The sequence below is a fragment of the Roseateles sp. L2-2 genome (assembly GCF_050613215.1).
Lineage (GTDB): Bacteria > Pseudomonadota > Gammaproteobacteria > Burkholderiales > Burkholderiaceae_C > Roseateles > Roseateles noduli.
On the sequence record NZ_CP192509.1, the window covers coordinates 4,242,202 to 4,257,325 of the forward strand.

The 15,124-nt window shown below is 68.3% G+C and carries 11 protein-coding genes; 4 read left to right on the top strand and 7 right to left on the bottom strand.

Features of this window, described 5'->3' with window-relative positions:
• Positions 1-10: 10 nt before the first annotated feature.
• From ACQZ13_RS18990 to ACQZ13_RS19005, 4 genes are read right to left on the bottom strand one after another with little or no spacing between them, the layout of a single operon-like run.
• Positions 11-1,291 (bottom strand): molybdopterin molybdotransferase MoeA, encoded by a 1,281-nt coding sequence (locus tag ACQZ13_RS18990; RefSeq protein ID WP_431047098.1) that lies wholly within the window; start codon positions 1,289-1,291, stop codon positions 11-13.
• Positions 1,284-2,693, bottom strand: a complete 1,410-nt coding sequence (gene thrC, locus ACQZ13_RS18995) for a threonine synthase (protein WP_431047100.1) — start codon at positions 2,691-2,693, stop codon at positions 1,284-1,286. Before thrC ends, ACQZ13_RS18990 begins: the two co-directional genes overlap by 8 nt.
• Positions 2,690-4,000: a homoserine dehydrogenase gene (locus ACQZ13_RS19000; RefSeq protein ID WP_431047102.1), complete on the bottom strand. Its 1,311-nt coding sequence runs from the start codon at positions 3,998-4,000 to the stop codon at positions 2,690-2,692. Before ACQZ13_RS19000 ends, thrC begins: the two co-directional genes overlap by 4 nt.
• Before the next feature lie 27 nt (positions 4,001-4,027).
• The gene (locus ACQZ13_RS19005) at positions 4,028-5,254 is read right to left on the bottom strand and encodes a pyridoxal phosphate-dependent aminotransferase (protein WP_088408247.1); all 1,227 of its coding nucleotides are present in this window, start codon (positions 5,252-5,254) and stop codon (positions 4,028-4,030) included.
• A 132-nt stretch (positions 5,255-5,386) separates the two neighbouring features.
• On the opposite strand from ACQZ13_RS19005, the gene ACQZ13_RS19010 reads away from it, so the two are divergent.
• From ACQZ13_RS19010 to ACQZ13_RS19020, 3 genes are all read left to right on the top strand, one after another.
• A complete protein-coding gene (locus tag ACQZ13_RS19010; RefSeq protein ID WP_431047105.1) occupies positions 5,387-5,761 on the top strand; it encodes an Mth938-like domain-containing protein in 375 nt (124 codons plus the stop codon).
• Positions 5,762-5,910: 149 nt separating this feature from the next.
• On the top strand, positions 5,911-6,390 hold the full coding sequence (locus ACQZ13_RS19015) for a peroxiredoxin (protein ID WP_067270239.1): 480 nt from the start codon (positions 5,911-5,913) through the stop codon (positions 6,388-6,390).
• Positions 6,391-6,697: 307 nt separating this feature from the next.
• On the top strand, positions 6,698-8,467 hold the full coding sequence (locus ACQZ13_RS19020; protein ID WP_431047108.1) for a PhoH family protein: 1,770 nt from the start codon (positions 6,698-6,700) through the stop codon (positions 8,465-8,467).
• Positions 8,468-8,543: 76 nt separating this feature from the next.
• Here ACQZ13_RS19020 and mdtD read toward each other — a convergent pair whose 3' ends face one another.
• Complete coding sequence (gene mdtD, locus ACQZ13_RS19025) at positions 8,544-10,007, bottom strand: multidrug transporter subunit MdtD (protein WP_088408250.1); 1,464 nt, start codon at positions 10,005-10,007, stop codon at positions 8,544-8,546.
• Positions 10,008-10,112: 105 nt separating this feature from the next.
• Here mdtD and ACQZ13_RS19030 point away from each other — a divergent pair, with 105 nt between their 5' ends.
• Positions 10,113-10,964, top strand: coding sequence for an HAD family hydrolase (locus ACQZ13_RS19030; protein WP_431047110.1), 852 nt, complete (start codon positions 10,113-10,115; stop codon positions 10,962-10,964).
• Here ACQZ13_RS19030 and ACQZ13_RS19035 read toward each other — a convergent pair.
• Positions 10,949-12,943: a M3 family metallopeptidase gene (locus ACQZ13_RS19035; RefSeq protein ID WP_431047112.1), complete on the bottom strand. Its 1,995-nt coding sequence runs from the start codon at positions 12,941-12,943 to the stop codon at positions 10,949-10,951. The two genes, ACQZ13_RS19030 and ACQZ13_RS19035, sit on opposite strands and share 16 nt — an antisense overlap.
• Positions 12,943-15,120, bottom strand: coding sequence for a propionate--CoA ligase (locus ACQZ13_RS19040; protein WP_431047114.1), 2,178 nt, complete (start codon positions 15,118-15,120; stop codon positions 12,943-12,945). The genes ACQZ13_RS19035 and ACQZ13_RS19040 overlap by 1 nt, the downstream gene beginning before the upstream one ends.
• Positions 15,121-15,124 lie beyond the last annotated feature (4 nt).

Genomic DNA, 15,124 nt, shown 5'->3' on the forward strand with positions numbered 1-15,124 from the left:
AGGACAGCTGTCAGAACAGCTCGTTGAACGGAATGAAGCGCAAGACCTGACCCGGCGTCACCGTGCTGCCCGGCGGCAGATCGATCAGGCCGTCGGCCCAGGCCGCCGAGCTCATCACGCCCGAACTCTGGTTGCCGAACAACTGAAGGCCGCCCGCGTCGCTCAGCTTCGCGCGCAGGAACTCGCGGCGCTTGTCGGCCTTCGTCCACGTGAACTCCGCCGGCAGCGGCAACGAGCGCGGCGTCAGCTGCGTCGCGCCCTGCATGCGCAGCAGCACCGGCCGCACGAACAGCAGGAAGGTCACGAAGCTCGACACCGGATTGCCCGGCAGCCCGATGAACCAGGTGCGCCCACCGGTGCTCGTGACTTCGCCGAACGCCAGCGGCTTGCCCGGCTTGATCGCGATCTGCCACAGGTCAAGCCGGCCTTCGTGTTCAAGCGCGGGCTTCAGATGGTCTTCCTCGCCGACGGACACGCCGCCCGAGCTGAGGATCAGGTCCGTGTCCTTGGAGGCCTCGCGCAGCGCCGCACGGGTCGCTTCCAGCGTGTCAGGGACGATGCCCAGGTCGCGCACCTCGCAGCCCATCGCGAGCAGCAGCGCGTGCAGCGTCGTGCGGTTGGAGTTGTAGATCTGGCCGGGGCCGAGCGGCTGGCCCGGCAGCACCAGCTCGTCGCCGGTGGAGAACAGCGCGACGCGCGGGGGCGCCGCCACCGTCAGCGCCGCCGCGCCGGCCGTCGCGGCCAGGCCCAGCGAGGCCGCGTTCAGGCGCATGCCGGCGCTCAGCACCGGCTGACCCACGCGCAGGTCCTCGCCGCGTCGGCGAATGTGGAGACCGACCGTCAGAGGCCCGTTGATGCGCACCTGACCGAGGCTTCCCGCCGCGCCGGAGGCGTCGGCGATGGCCTCGCACTGTTCCTGCATGAGCACGGAATCGGCGCCGTCGGGCACCGTCGCGCCGGTGAAGATACGCGCCGCCGTGCCCGGCTGCAGCGGCTGAGGCACCGAACCTGCCGGCACGCGCTGCGACACCGGCAGCACCGCGCCCTCGCCGCCCAGCGCCGCGACGTCGGCCGCGCGCATCGCGTAACCGTCCATCGCGCTGTTGTCGTAGGGCGGCACGTCCAGCGGCGACACCAGGTCCTGCGCCAGCACGCGGCCGCGCGCCAGCGGCGTCGTCACGGACTCGGTCCGACCCAGGGCCGTGACCTGCGAGAGCAGGCGCTCCAGCGCCTCCTCCATCGGCATCATCGGCGCGCGCGGTGCGCCCGGAGCGTTCTTCGCGTCAGACATGGTCGACGATGAACTGCTTGACCTGATCCACCGAGACCGGCATCACGCTCACGCGCTTGGGGCGCGATTCGAGGTCGTCCAACGCGGCCGGCCGCGGCGGCACGATCCCGAGCGCTTCCTCGATGGTGACAGCGAACTTGGCCGGCAGTGCCGTTTCGAGCACGAGCATGGGCACGCCCGGCTCGCGATGGACCAACGCCACCTTCAGGCCGTCCGCGGTGTGCGTGTCGATCACGACGCCGTATTGCTTGTGGCACAAGCGGATCGTCGCGACGCGGTCTTCATGCGTGCTGCGGCCCGAGACGAAGCCGTAGCGCTCGCCGATGCGCGCACGCTCCTCGGCGGTGATCTCGAAGAAGCCCTTCGAGGCCAGCTCCTCGCCGAACAGCCGCTTCACGCGGTCGCCGTCGCGATCCAGCAGGTCGAACACGAAACGCTCGAAGTTGCTCGCCTTGGAGATGTCCATCGACGGGCTGGAGGTTTCCAGCGTGTGCTCGGCGCCGCGCGGGCGGTAGACGCCGGTGCGGAAGAACTCGTCGAGCACGTCGTTCTCGTTGGTCGCGACGACCAGGCGCTCGATGGGCAGGCCCATCATGCGCGCCACATGGCCCGCACAGACGTTGCCGAAGTTGCCCGACGGCACGGTGAAGCTGACGCGTTCGCTGTCGGACTTCGTCGCCTGGAAGTAGGCGGCGAAGTAGTAGACGACCTGCGCCAGCAGCCGCGCCCAGTTGATCGAGTTGACGGTGCCGATGCGGTGACCGCGCTTGAACGCGAGGTCGTTGGACACCGCCTTGACGATGTCCTGGCAGTCGTCGAACACGCCCTGCACGGCGATGTTGTGGATGTTCGGATCCTGCAGGCTGAACATCTGCGCCTGCTGGAACGGGCTCATGCGGCCGTGCGGGCTCAGCATGAAGACCTGGATGCCGGCCTTGCCGCGCATCGCGTACTCGGCGGCGCTGCCGGTGTCGCCGGAGGTCGCGCCCAGGATGTTGAGCGTCTCGCCGCGGCGCTGCAGCTCGTACTCGAACAGCTGGCCGAGCAGCTGCATCGCCATGTCCTTGAAGGCCAGCGTCGGGCCGTTGGACAGGGCCACCAGCGCCAGACCCGGCTCCAGCGGCTTCAGCGGCGTGATCTGCGGCGTGCCGAAGACGGCTTCGGTGTAGGTCCGGTGCGCGATCGCCTTCAGGTCGGCGGCGGGGATGTCGTCGATGTAGAGCGACAGGATCTCGAACGCCAGGTCGGCGTACGAGAGGCCGCGCCAGCGCGCCAGCGTGGCGCCGTCGACCTGCGGGTACGCGGTCGGCAGGTACAACCCGCCGTCGGGCGCCAGGCCCTCCAGCAGGATGTCGCAGAAGTGGCGCTCGGTCTTGTCGCCGCGGGTGCTCAGGTACTTCACGCCAGCTCTTCCTTGCGCAGCTTCACGATAGGCGCCAGCACCGTCGTCAGCGCCTGCATCTTCGCCAGCGCCTCGCTCATGCGGCCTTCCTGCGTGTCGTGCGTCAGGATGATCAGGTCGGTCTGGCTTTCGCCTTCGGCCGACTCGCGCTGCAGCACCGCGTCGATGCTGATCTGATGCTCGGCCAGGATGGTCGTGATGCTCGACAGCACGCCCGCCTGGTCCGCCACCCGCAGGCGCAGGTAGAACGCCGTCTGCACCTGCGCCATCGGCAGGATAGGCGTGTCGTTCATCGCGTCCGGCTGGAAGGCCAGGTGCGGCACGCGGTGGTCCGGATCGGCCGTCGCCAGGCGCGTGATGTCGACCAGGTCGGCGATCACCGCCGAGGCCGTCGGCTCCGCGCCCGCACCCTTGCCGTAGTACAGCGTCGTGCCGACCGCATCGGCCTGCACCAGCACCGCGTTCATCGCGCCTTCGACGTTCGCGATCAGGCGGCCCGCCGGAATCAGCGTCGGATGCACGCGCAGCTCGATGCCCTTGTCTCTTCTGCGCGCGATGCCCAGCAGCTTGATGCGGTAGCCCAGCTGTTCGGCGTACTTGATGTCGGTCGCCTGCAGCGCCGTGATGCCCTCGACATGCGCCTGCTCGAACTGCACCGGGATCCCGAACGCGATCGCGCTCATGATCGTGGCCTTGTGCGCGGCGTCCACGCCCTCGATGTCGAAGGTCGGATCGGCCTCGGCATACCCCAGCCGCTGCGCCTCCTTCAGCACCGTCGCGAAATCCAGCCCCTTGGAGCGCATCTCCGACAGGATGAAGTTGGTGGTGCCGTTGATGATCCCGGCGATCCACTCGATGCGGTTGGCCGTCAGGCCTTCGCGCAGCGCCTTGATGATGGGGATGCCGCCGGCCACCGCCGCCTCGAAGGCGACCATCACGCCCTTTTCGCGCGCCGCGGCGAAGATCTCGCTGCCGTGCACCGCCAGCAGCGCCTTGTTGGCCGTCACCACGTGCTTGCCGGCCTTGATCGCGTCCAGCACCAGCGTGCGCGCGATGCCGTAGCCGCCGATCAGCTCGACGACGATGTCGATCTCCGGATTGGCGATCACCTCGCGCGCGTCGCCCACCACCGTGCAGGCGTCGCCCACGATGCTGCGGGCGCGCTCCACATCCAGGTCGGCCACCATCGCGATCTCGATGCCGCGGCCGGCGCGTCCACGGATCTCTTCCTGGTTGCGGCGCAGCACCTGGAAGGTGCCGCTGCCGACGGTGCCAATGCCCAGCAGGCCAACTTTGATCGGGTTCATCGTCTTGTCTTTCAGAAGGTCGGGAGGTCAGCGTGCGTGGCGTTTGCGGTATTGCGCCAGGAATCGCTCGATGCGGCCGATGGCTTCACGGAGATCGTCCGTGTTGGGCAGGAACACGAGCCGGAAATGATCGGGGGCCTGCCAGTTGAAGCCCGTCCCCTGGACGATCAGCACCTTCTCTTCGGCCAGCAGCTCGTAGGCGAACTGCTGGTCGTCCTCGATCGGGTAGATCTTGGGGTCGAGGCGGGGGAACATGTAAAGCGCGGCCTTGGGCTTGACGACGCTCACGCCGGGGATCTGCGTCAGCAGCTCGTACGCGAGGTCGCGCTGGTGGCAGAGCCGGCCGGTCGGCGCGACCAGGTCCTTGATGCTCTGGTAGCCGCCCAGCGCCGTCTGGATCGCGAGCTGGCCCGGCGTGTTCGCGCACAGCCGCAGCGAGGCCAGCATGTTCAGGCCCTCGATGTAGTCGCGGGCGTGGCGCTTCTCGCCCGACACCACCATCCAGCCGGCGCGGTAGCCGCAGCTGCGGTAGTTCTTGGACAGGCCGTTGAAGGTCACGAACAGCACGTCGTCGGCCAGGCTGGCCATGCTGGTGTGGGTGTTGCCGTCGTAGAGCGTCTTGTCGTAGATCTCGTCGGCGAAGACGATCAGCTCGTGGCGCCGCGCGATCTCGATGATGCCCAGCAGCACGTCGTCCGGATACAGCGCGCCGGTCGGGTTGTTGGGGTTGCAGACCATGATGCCGCGCGTGCGCGGCGTGATCTTGCTTTCGATGTCCGCCAGGTCCGGCAGCCAGCCGCTGCCCTCGTCGCACAGGTAGTGCACCGGGCGTCCGCCCGACAGGCCCACCACCGCCGTGTACAGCGGGAAGTCGGGCGAGGGGATCAGGATCTCGTCGCCGTCGTTGACCAGCGCGTTGATCGCCATCTGGATCAGCTCGGACGCGCCGTTGCCCAGGTAGACGTCGTCCACCGTGACGCCGCGGATGCCCTTCTCCTGCGTGTAGTGCACCACCGCCTTGCGCGGCGCGAACAGGCCCTTGCTGTCGGTGTAGCCGCCCGCGTCGGCCAGGTTGCGGATCATGTCCTGCACGATCTCGTCCGGCGGCGTCAGCCCGAACACCGCCGTGTTGCCGATGTTGAGCTTGATGATCTTCTGGCCCTCTTCCTCCATCTGCCGCGCCTTGTCCAGCACGGGTCCGCGGATGTCGTAACTGACGCTGGAAAGCTTGCTGGACTTGGCGACGGTTCTCAAGATGGCTCCGGGCAGGAAGGTGGCGACTTTCCCAGAGGGGAAAATCGGGGCCATCGATTTAAACACAGGGTTATCGCGGGTAATCCCACGCCCGCGGGGACACACCCTCCGTCGCTGCCAGAATCACCCTCAATGAAATTTCAACCCGACCAGCCGCTAGGCGGCAACATGATCTCGGCCCACGACCTGAACCACGTGTGGGTCAACGGCGTCGAGCAGGCCCACAGCGTGCTCGTGCCCTGGCAGGGCCAGCCGGAGAACTGGGACGTCACCCGCTTCGAGGACCTCGGCGAGGCCCACTTCGAGCGCATCCTCAAGCTCAAGCCGGAACTGGTGATCTTCGGCAGCGGCTCGAAGCTGCGCTTCGTGCGGCCGGCGCTGTACCGCGGCCTGATCCAGGCCCGCATCGGCATGGAGACCATGGACATCGGCGCCGCCTGCCGCACCTACAACGTGCTGGCGAGCGAAGGTCGGGCGGTGCTGGCGGCGCTCCTGATCGAGTCCTGATCGAGTCCTGATCGAGTCTTGATCGCCCCTTCCCTCCCTCTCCCAGGGAGGCCAATCACTCGTCCATGTCAGAGGGGGCGAGGAACGACCCATTCAACGTATAATCGCTGGCTATGCCCACCCGGGCACATCTCTCTGAAGAACGCCACATGACGCCAGCGCTCAACAAACCCCTCCCGGACATTGAAGCTCTTGCCACGGGAGGCGTGAAGTTCACTCCCAAGGAATTCCTGGGACGGGTCGTGGTGCTGTACTTCTATCCGAAGGACAACACCCCGGGCTGCACGACCGAAGCGATGCAGTTCCGCGATCATCACAAGGAATTCGTCAAGGCCGGCGCCGTCGTGCTGGGAGTCTCCCGCGACAACATGGCCTCGCACGACAAGTTCAAGCAGAACCTGGAACTGCCGTTCGAGCTCATCGCCGACACGGAAGAGAAACTCTGCCACATGTTCGGCGTGGTCAAGAACAAGATCATGTACGGCAAGAAGGTCAAGGGCATCGAACGCTCGACCTTCCTGATCGACGCCCAGGGCATCCTGCGCGAAGAGTGGCGTGGCCTGAAGGTCGCCGGCCATGTCGAGGAAGTCCTGAAGGCCGTCAAGGCCCTCAAGAAGGAAGCCGCCTGATCTGTCGCGGACCCGCCCTGAAGGGCGTCTGATCCGCGCCTGACGATCTTCTTGCGTCCGTCATGGGCGCGGGTCAGGAGTTGTGCATAATCAGTCGCATGCCCCTGTGCCTGATCGCAGCGAATGACCTCCCGAAGACGAGCCGCACCGGCCCCGGTGCGGCTTTTTGTCTTCTGGGATCCGCCAGCGAATTCGAGGCCACCGATGCCGCCGACACCTCCGGCATCGCCAGCGCCCGTCAGGCCCGGGGCATGACCCCTGGTCGGCATCGCCCCAGGCTCATCACGCAAGCCCGTCACCCCCGCACATGCCACTGCCCAAGCCTCCGACCAAGCGCGCCAGCCGCCTAGATTCCGACGCCTTCGCGACCGACCTGTCGCCCAGCAAACGCCCGCCCGCGCTCGAGGCCAGACCGTCCGCCCCCATCGCCGCCTCCCGTGCTGAATCGCGCGCTGATACCGCGCCTCGGGCCGAGGCGCGCGCGGAGCTGCCGGCCCCGGCCACCGCACCGACCAGCGCGGGCGTTCAGCCGCAGGCGTCCAACGCCCGCACCCGCACCGAGCCGGTCGAAGCCCGCGGCGGCCAGTCGCCCTCGCTGGCGCTGGTCTCGCCCGCCCCGTCCAAGGCCCCGGCGAAGAAATCCGCCCCGGCCCGCTCGAAGGCGCGCAAGCCGGTCGGCGATCCCAAGCTGTTCGTGCTCGACACCAACGTGCTGATGCATGACCCGATGTCGCTGTTCCGCTTCGAGGAGCACGACATCTACCTGCCGATGATCACGCTCGAGGAGCTGGACGGCCACAAGAAGGGCATGACCGAGGTCGCCCGCAACGTGCGCCAGGTCAGCCGCGACCTGGACGCGCTGGCCGGCAGCCTCAAGTCGAGCACCATCGAGGAGATGTCCAAGGGCCTGCCGCTGGACCAGACCGGCCACCGCGAGGCCGGCGGCAAGCTGTTCTTCCAGACCACGCTGTTCGAGACGCCGCTGCCGCAGGGCCTGCCGCAGGGCAAGGCCGACAACCAGATCCTGGGCGTCGTCCAGGCGCTGAAGCAGCAGCAGCCCGGCCGCGAGGTGGTGCTGGTGTCCAAGGACATCAACATGCGCATCAAGGCCCGCGCGCTGGGTCTGCCGGCGGAGGACTACCGCAACGACAAGACGCTGGAGGACTCCGACCTGCTCTACACCGGCGTGCAGGCGCTGCCGGCGGACTTCTGGGAGCGCCACGGCAAGACGATGGAGAGCTGGCAGCAGGGCGGCACCACCTTCTACCGCATCAGCGGTCCGCTGGTGCCCACGCTGCTGGTCAACCAGCTGATCTACCTGGAAGCGCCGGGCGCCGCCCCGCTGTACGCCAAGGTGCAGGAGATCACCGGCAAGACCGCCGTGCTGCGCACGCTGAAGGACTTCGGCCACCAGAAGCACTCGGTCTGGGGCGTCACCGCGCGCAACCGCGAGCAGAACTTCGCGCTGAACCTGCTGATGGATCCGGACTGCGACTTCGTGACGCTGACCGGCTCGGCCGGTACCGGCAAGACGCTGATGACGCTGGCCGCCGGCCTGTCGCAGGTGCTCGACGACCGCCGCTACACCGAGATCATCGTCACCCGCGTGACGGTCCCGGTCGGCGAGGACATCGGCTTCCTGCCTGGCACGGAAGAGGAAAAGATGGGCCCGTGGATGGGCGCGCTCGACGACAACCTGGAAGTGCTGGGCCGCGGCGAGAGCGGCGCCGGCGAATGGGGCCGCGCGGCCACCAACGACCTGGTGCGCAGCAAGATCAAGATCAAGAGCCTGAACTTCATGCGCGGACGCACCTTCCTGAACAAGTACGTGATCATCGACGAGGCGCAGAACCTGACGCCCAAGCAGATGAAGACGCTGATCACGCGCGCGGGTCCGGGCACGAAGATCGTCTGCCTGGGCAACCTGGCGCAGATCGACACGCCCTACCTCACCGAAGGCAGCTCGGGCCTGACCTTCGCGGTCGACAAGTTCAAGGGCTGGGCCCACAGCGGCCACGTCACGCTGGCGCGCGGCGAGCGCTCGCGACTGGCGGACTTCGCGTCCGAGGTGCTCTGACGCTGCACGGGACGCAGGGCCTCCCGGCCTTCGCTCTTCCTCAAAGCCACCCCTCGGGGTGGCTTTTTCATGCACCCTACTCTTCGGGGGTCAGCTTGGACTGGACCGTTTCCTCGGCGGCGCCCTCGTCGCGGCGCAGCTGGTAGAAGATGAACGCCGCCAGCGCGGCCATCGCGCCCAGCGCCAGGTAGGTGCCATGGAAGGCGGGCACGATGGCGGCGCCTTCGGTGCGCGGCAGCCCGTGCGAGAACAAGAGCAGGAAGGCGCTGGACGTCGCCACGCCCAGGCTCATCGACAGCTGCATCACCACCGCCAGCAGGCTGTTGCCGGGGCTGGCGGTGCGCTCGTCGAGGTCGCCCAGCGTCAGCGTGTTCATCGCGGTGAACTGCATGCTGTTGATCATCCCGAACAGGCCGAGGTGGATCGCCAGCCACACATGGCCGACGCCGCGCGGGATCAGCGCGAAGCTGGCGATCAGCACGCCCAGCAGCAGCGTGTTGACGATCAGCACGCGGCGGTAGCCGGCGCGCTTGATCAGGCGGATCGCCAGCGTCTTGGTGAACATCGCGCCCAGCACCGACGGGATCATGGACAGTCCGGCCTCGCTCGGCGAGAACCCCAGCCCCACCTGCAGGAACAGCGGCGTGAGGAACGGCGTCGCGCCGCTGCCCAGCCGCGCGAAGACGTTGCCCAGCAGCCCGATGCGGAAGGTCGGCACGGCGAAGAGCGCGGGCGTGAAGAGGGGCTCCTCGGTGCGGGTCGCGTGCAGCCAGTAGGCCATCATGCAGGCCACGCCGGCGATCAGCATCACGAAGCAGACGGCGACGCTGACCATGTGCTCGCCGAAGCCCTGCAGCGCCAGCGACATCAGCATCAGCCCGACGCTGAACAGCCCGTAGCCGCCCCAGTCGAAGCGCTTGCCGATGGGGCCCTTGATCTCGGGCATGAAGCGTCGGCAGGCGAAGGCGCCGGCCAGCCCGACCGGCAGGTTGATCAGGAAGATCCAGTGCCAGCTGACGAACTCCACCAGCACGCCGCCCAGCGTCGGCCCGAGCAGCGGACCGAGCAGCCCCGGCAGGCTGATGAAGGTCATGACCGCGAGGAACTCCGCCTTCGGGAAGGCGCGCAGCACGACCAGCCGTCCGACGGGCACCAGCAGCGCGCCGCCTATGCCCTGCACCACCCGCGACGCGACCAGCACGTGCAGGCTGGGCGACACCGCGCAGGCCAGCGACCCCGCGCTGAACAACCCGATGGCCCAGAGGAAGACTGTCCTCGTCCCGAAGCGGTCCGCCAGCCAGCCCGACGCGGGAATCAGCAGCGCCACCGTCAGCAGGTAGGCGACGACGGCGGACTGCATCCGCAGCGGGTCCTCGCCGAGGTCGCGCGCCATGCCGGGCAGCGCGGTGTTGAGGATGGTCGTGTCCAGCGTCTGCATGAAGAACGCCAGCGCGACGACCCAGGGCAGCCAGCGGCGCGTGGCGTCGTCGAGGATGGGACGGCCGAGCACGTCGAGCGGCGTCGTCGAGGAGGAAGGCATGGGCGGCATCCGGCAAGTATCGGACCCCGGCGGCGTAGGATGTGCGCCTGTCGCGGCATGCGGTGGCAACCGGCCGCCGCCCCTCCCGCGCGACGCCCAGGACCCATGCGCTTCTACGTTTCCGACCTCGACGGCACCCTGCTCGATCCGCAGGCCCGCCTCTCCGACGCCACCCGCGCCGGCCTCACCGAACTGCTGGCCGAGGGGCTGGCCTTCACCGTCGCCAGCGCGCGGCACGTGGTGTCGATCGCCCGCATCCTCGAAGGCCTGCCGATCTCACTGCCGGTGGTCTCGTCCAACGGCGCCTACATCAGCGACCTGCGCACCGGCCGGCACGAGCTGGTCAACGCGATGGAGCCGGCGCTCGGTCAGGCCATCTTCGCGCTCGTGCGGCGCCACGGGCTGATGCCCTTCATCGCGACGCACGGCGCCAAGGGCGACCAGCTGTTCTGGCAGGAGGTGCAGAACGAAGGCCAGCAGCGCTTCGTCGCCGAGCGCCAGCGCAACGCCGACCCGCGGCTGCGCCACGTCGACCGTCTCCAGGACCAGTTGGACGATCCGCTGGTGACGCTGCTGGTGGTCGGCCGCGCCGAACCGCTGGAAGCGCTGCAGGCCGAGATCCTGGCCACCTGCGGCGACCTCGTCACCACGCACCTGGCCGAAGACCTCTACATGCCGGGCTGGCCCTGGCTGAACGTCCACGACCGCCGGGCCAGCAAGGACCAGGCGATCGCCACGCTGGCGCAGCGCTACGCGCTGCACGAGCGCGAGCTCGTCGTCTTCGGCGACCAGGTCAACGACCTGACGATGCTGAAGTCCGCGCATCACGCCATCGCCATGGCCAACGCCAGCGACGACGTGAAGCAGGCCGCGCACCGCATCATCGGCTTCCACCATGAGGACGCCGTGGTGCAGTTCATCCGCGACGACTGGCGGGCGACCTACTTGCGCAAGTAGTCGTAGAACGCGTTGGCGTTGGCGTCACGGCCGAGGAAATCGCGCACCAGCGCCGGCGCCGGTTTCTCCGCGCCGCGCGACAGCACCGCTTCGCGATAACGACGACCGACGGCAGCGTCGAGCTTGTTCGCCGCGAACGGCGTGCGCAGGTCCATCGCGACGACCAGGCTCCACAGGTAGCCGTAGTAGCCCGCGCCGTAGCTGCCCGCGATGTGCGCGAAGCGCGACGGGAACATCGTGCCGGTCACGTGGCCCAGCGGCGTGTCGCCTTCCATCTTCGCCCACAGCGCCAGCGGATCCTGGATGGTCGCGCCGTGCAGCGCGAGGTCATAACTCGCGTACAGATGCTGGCGGCCGAACTTCGTGCCCTTGGCGAAGTCGCGCGCCTCGCGGGCCTTGCCGACGAGCTCGTCGGGCACCGGCTTGCAGGACGGGCAGACCTCGGCCATCAGCTTGAGCACCTTCGGGTCGTAGACCCAGTCCTCGAGCATCTGCGACGGCGCCTCGACGAAGTCGTGCATCACCGCCCACTGCCCCAGCGACACGTCGCGGGTGTTGGCCAGGTTGTTGTGGACCGCGTGGCCGAGCTCGTGCAGCAGCGTCTCCAGCTCGTCCAGCGACAGCCCGCCGCGATCGAGGTTGACGACCAGCGCCGCGGCGGGATGGCGGCCCAGGCGCGTGCTGCTCGACCGCAGCGGCCAGACCGCCGCGTGGTTGTACTTGCCGTCGCGCGGGAACGGGTCGACGTAGAGCGTGCCCAGCGACCTGCCCGAGGATCCGTCGCGGACGACATAGGCCTTGACGTCAGGATGCCAGAGGCCGGGTACTGACACCGGCGTGTGCGTGACGTTGAGCAGCCGGTCGACGACGCGCAGCGTGAAGGCCAGGCTTTCCGCGGGCGGGAAGTACGGCCGGAAAGCCTCCTGGTCGACGGTGAAGCGCTGCTTGCGGATGCGCTCGGCGTAGTAGACGCCGTCCCATTGCGTGACCGTGGTGACCTCGACCGCGGTGCCCAGGTGCGTCGCCTTCGCGCGGCGGAGCTCCTCCAGATCGGCGCGTTCGCCCTGCTGGACGGTGCCCTTGACCTCGCGGAGGAATCGCGTCGCCGTCGCCGCGTCCTTGGCCATCTGGCGGCGCAGGTTGAAGTCGACGTAGTTGTCGTAGCCGAACAGGCCGGCGTATTCCTTGCGCAGCGTGATGATCTCGGTCAGCAGCTTGAGGTTGCCCTCGCCGCCTTCGTTGGTCTTGGCGCGCCAGATGCGCTCGCGCGCGGCGCCGTTCTCGGCGGTCTGCATCAGCGCGGTGTAGGTCGGGTTGTCGACGCCGAGCAGATACCGTCCCTGGTCGTCGCGGGGCTTGTCCTTCCAGACGCTGTCGGACACTCCGCGCAGTTCGTCGGCGGTGAACGCGACACGGATGTTGGCGTCGCGGATCGCCTTCGAGAACTGCTGGTCGAGCGCGGAGAGCCGGTCCAGGATCTCCTTGGCGCGCGCCCGCTTGTCCTTGGACAGGCCGACGCCGCTGTCCTCGAACAGGCCCAGCGCGTTGCGCTTGAGCTCCCGGTCGATCGCGTTGGCGGCGGGCGCGGTCTTCAGGCCGCGATAGATCTTCTCGTTCTGCGTCAGCGCGGTCTGGAAATCGGTCCAGCGCAGCGCGCAGTCCTGGGCGGCGTCGCGCACGGACTTGTCGGCATGCACGTTCTGGACGAAGTCGATCGGGAAGCGCGCATCCTCGTGATGCGCGATCACTAGGTCGTAGGCCGCGAGCCAGCCCTTGTCGACCTTGCGGCCGGCCAGCTGGGCGACCTCGGCGTTCAGCGCCTTCAGGCCGGCATCGCAGGCCTGGTCCACGGCCTTGCCGTCGGCGAAGCTGGGGAACGCCGGCGTGGGCAGCGGGGACAAGCCGAACTCCAGTTCAGCGAACGCCGGCGCGCTCATCAGCGCGCAGGCGGCCAGGATCAACGCAGGCCTTTGCTTCATCAGGTCGTCCCCTTCATCAGCTCGTGGATCTGTTGCAACGCGGCCGGATCGTCGAGGGTGATCAGGTCGCCGGGATCGCGATGTTCGCAGACGGCCTGGATGGCGCGACGGAGCAGTTTCCCGGAGCGCGTCTTCGGCAGCAGCGCCACGAAGCGCACCCGCGACGGCCGCGCCACCGCGCCCAGGCGCTGATCGACGCGCTTGAGGATCTCGCCTTCGAGCGCCAGCGCGTCCTGCGGCGTGGCGGCGCGCGTCGGATCCTTCAGTACTGCGAAGGCCATCGCGACCTGACCCTTGAGCTGATCCGCGACGCCGACCACGGCCACCTCCGCGACCGCCGGGTGGCCGGCGATGCACTCCTCGATCTCGCGCGTGCCGAGCCGGTGACCGGCCACGTTGATGACGTCGTCGCTGCGCCCGAGGATGAAGTAGTAGCCGTCCTCGTCGCGCAAGGCCCAGTCGAAGGTCGAGTACACCTGCCGGCCCGGCACGCTGTCCCAGTAGGTGCGCACGAAGCGCTCGTCGTCGCGCCAGACGGTCTGCATGCAGCCCGGCGGCAGCGGATAGGCGATGGTGAGCAGGCCCTTCTGGTTCGGCGCGTCCAGCACCTCGCCGGTCCGTTCGTCGAGGAGCTGGACGCGGTAGCCGAACATCGCCACCCCGGGCGAGCCGAACTTCGGCTCCGCCGGCTCGACGCCGCGCGCCAGCGTCAGGATGGGCCAGCCGGTCTCGGTCTGCCAGTAGTTGTCGACGATGGGTTTTCCGATCGCGTCGGCGATCCAGCGCGCGGTCGGCTCGTCGAGCGGCTCGCCGGCCAGGAACAGCGCGCGCAGCGACGACAGGTCGTGCCGCGTCAGGCAGGCGGGGTCCTGCTTCTTCAGCACCCGCACCGCGGTCGGCGCGCTGAACATCACCGTGACGCGGTGGCGCTCGACGAGCTGCCACCAGATCGCCGCATCGGGACTCACGGGCGTGCCTTCGTACATCAGCGTGGCCATGCCCGCGATCAGCGGGCCGTAGACGATGTAGCTGTGGCCGACGACCCAGCCGATGTCGCTGGTGGAGAAGAAGGTCTCGCCCGGATGGCCGTCGTAGATGTGCTTCATGCTCGCGGCCAGCGCGACGGCGTAGCCGCCGACGTCGCGTTGCACGCCCTTGGGCCGGCCCGTCGTGCCGCTGGTGTAGAGCGTGTAGCTGATGGCGTCGGACGGCAGCCACTCGCAGGGCACGCGCGTGTCGAGCAGCCGCTCGCGTTGCAAGGCGTAGTCGAGATCGCGGCCCTCGACGCGTTCGAACGCGCTCAGCCCGCGGTCCACCATCAGCACCTTCGCCGGCTTGTGCGCGGCGAGGCGGATCGCCTCGTCGAGCAGCGGCTTGTAGGGCACGACCTTGCCGTTGCGGCTGCCGGCATCGGCGCTGACGACCAGCTTCGGCTCGGCGTCGTCGATGCGATCGGCCAGCGCGTGGCTGGCGAAGCCGCCGAACACCACCGAGTGGATGGCACCGATGCGCGCGCAGGCCAGCATCGCGAACGCCGCTTCGGGAATCATCGGCAGGTAGATCAGCACGCGGTCGCCGATGCCGACGCCCTGCTCGATCAGCATCGCGGCCATGGCCTCGACCTCGCGCTGCAGCTCGGCGAAGGAGAGCACGCGCTCCTCCCCCACCTCGCTCGACACCCAGATCAAGGCCGCGTCGCCGGGCCGCTGCGCCGCATGGCGGTCCACCGCGTTGTGGCACAGGTTCGTGAGCCCGCCCACGAACCAGCGCGCGAACGGCGGCCGGCTCGTGTCGCAGACCTGCTCGAACGGCCGAGCCCAGTCGATCAGCTGCGCCTGTTCGGTCCAGAAGCCGTCTGGATCGTCCATCGAACGCCGGTACATGGCCGCGTAGCTCTCGGTCATCAGGGTCTCCTTGGATGTGGGTCTCGAATGCGCGAATTCCGCACGGATCCTCGCATCGACAGCTTTTCTGAAACTTTCGTTCACAGCCTTGCGCAGGGGGGCTGTGGTCCAATCCGGGTTTTCCTGGGAAGGGTCTCGTGGCCACGCCCGGACTTTCCCTAGCCAGGCGCGCACCTGCGGGCATTCGCGCTTGACCGGTACGGAGATGGTGCCTAGTCTCCGCGCCCAACACCGATGAGTACTGTTCGTCCTTCCCGCTCCGCTCCCCGACACAAGA

Bases quoted from the DNA above. Each gene is read 5' to 3' on its own strand.
- ACQZ13_RS18990 (WP_431047098.1), bottom strand. From the start codon at position 1,291: ATGTCTGACGCGAAGAACGCTCCGGGCGCACCGCGCGCGCCGATGATG.
- ACQZ13_RS19000 (WP_431047102.1), bottom strand. From the start codon at position 4,000: ATGAACCCGATCAAAGTTGGCCTGCTGGGCATTGGCACCGTCGGCAGC.
- ACQZ13_RS19010 (WP_431047105.1), top strand. From the start codon at position 5,387: ATGAAATTTCAACCCGACCAGCCGCTAGGCGGCAACATGATCTCGGCC.
- ACQZ13_RS19015 (WP_067270239.1), top strand. From the start codon at position 5,911: ATGACGCCAGCGCTCAACAAACCCCTCCCGGACATTGAAGCTCTTGCC.
- ACQZ13_RS19020 (WP_431047108.1), top strand. From the start codon at position 6,698: ATGCCACTGCCCAAGCCTCCGACCAAGCGCGCCAGCCGCCTAGATTCC.
- mdtD (WP_088408250.1), bottom strand. From the start codon at position 10,007: ATGCCTTCCTCCTCGACGACGCCGCTCGACGTGCTCGGCCGTCCCATC.
- ACQZ13_RS19030 (WP_431047110.1), top strand. From the start codon at position 10,113: ATGCGCTTCTACGTTTCCGACCTCGACGGCACCCTGCTCGATCCGCAG.
- ACQZ13_RS19035 (WP_431047112.1), bottom strand. From the start codon at position 12,943: ATGAAGCAAAGGCCTGCGTTGATCCTGGCCGCCTGCGCGCTGATGAGC.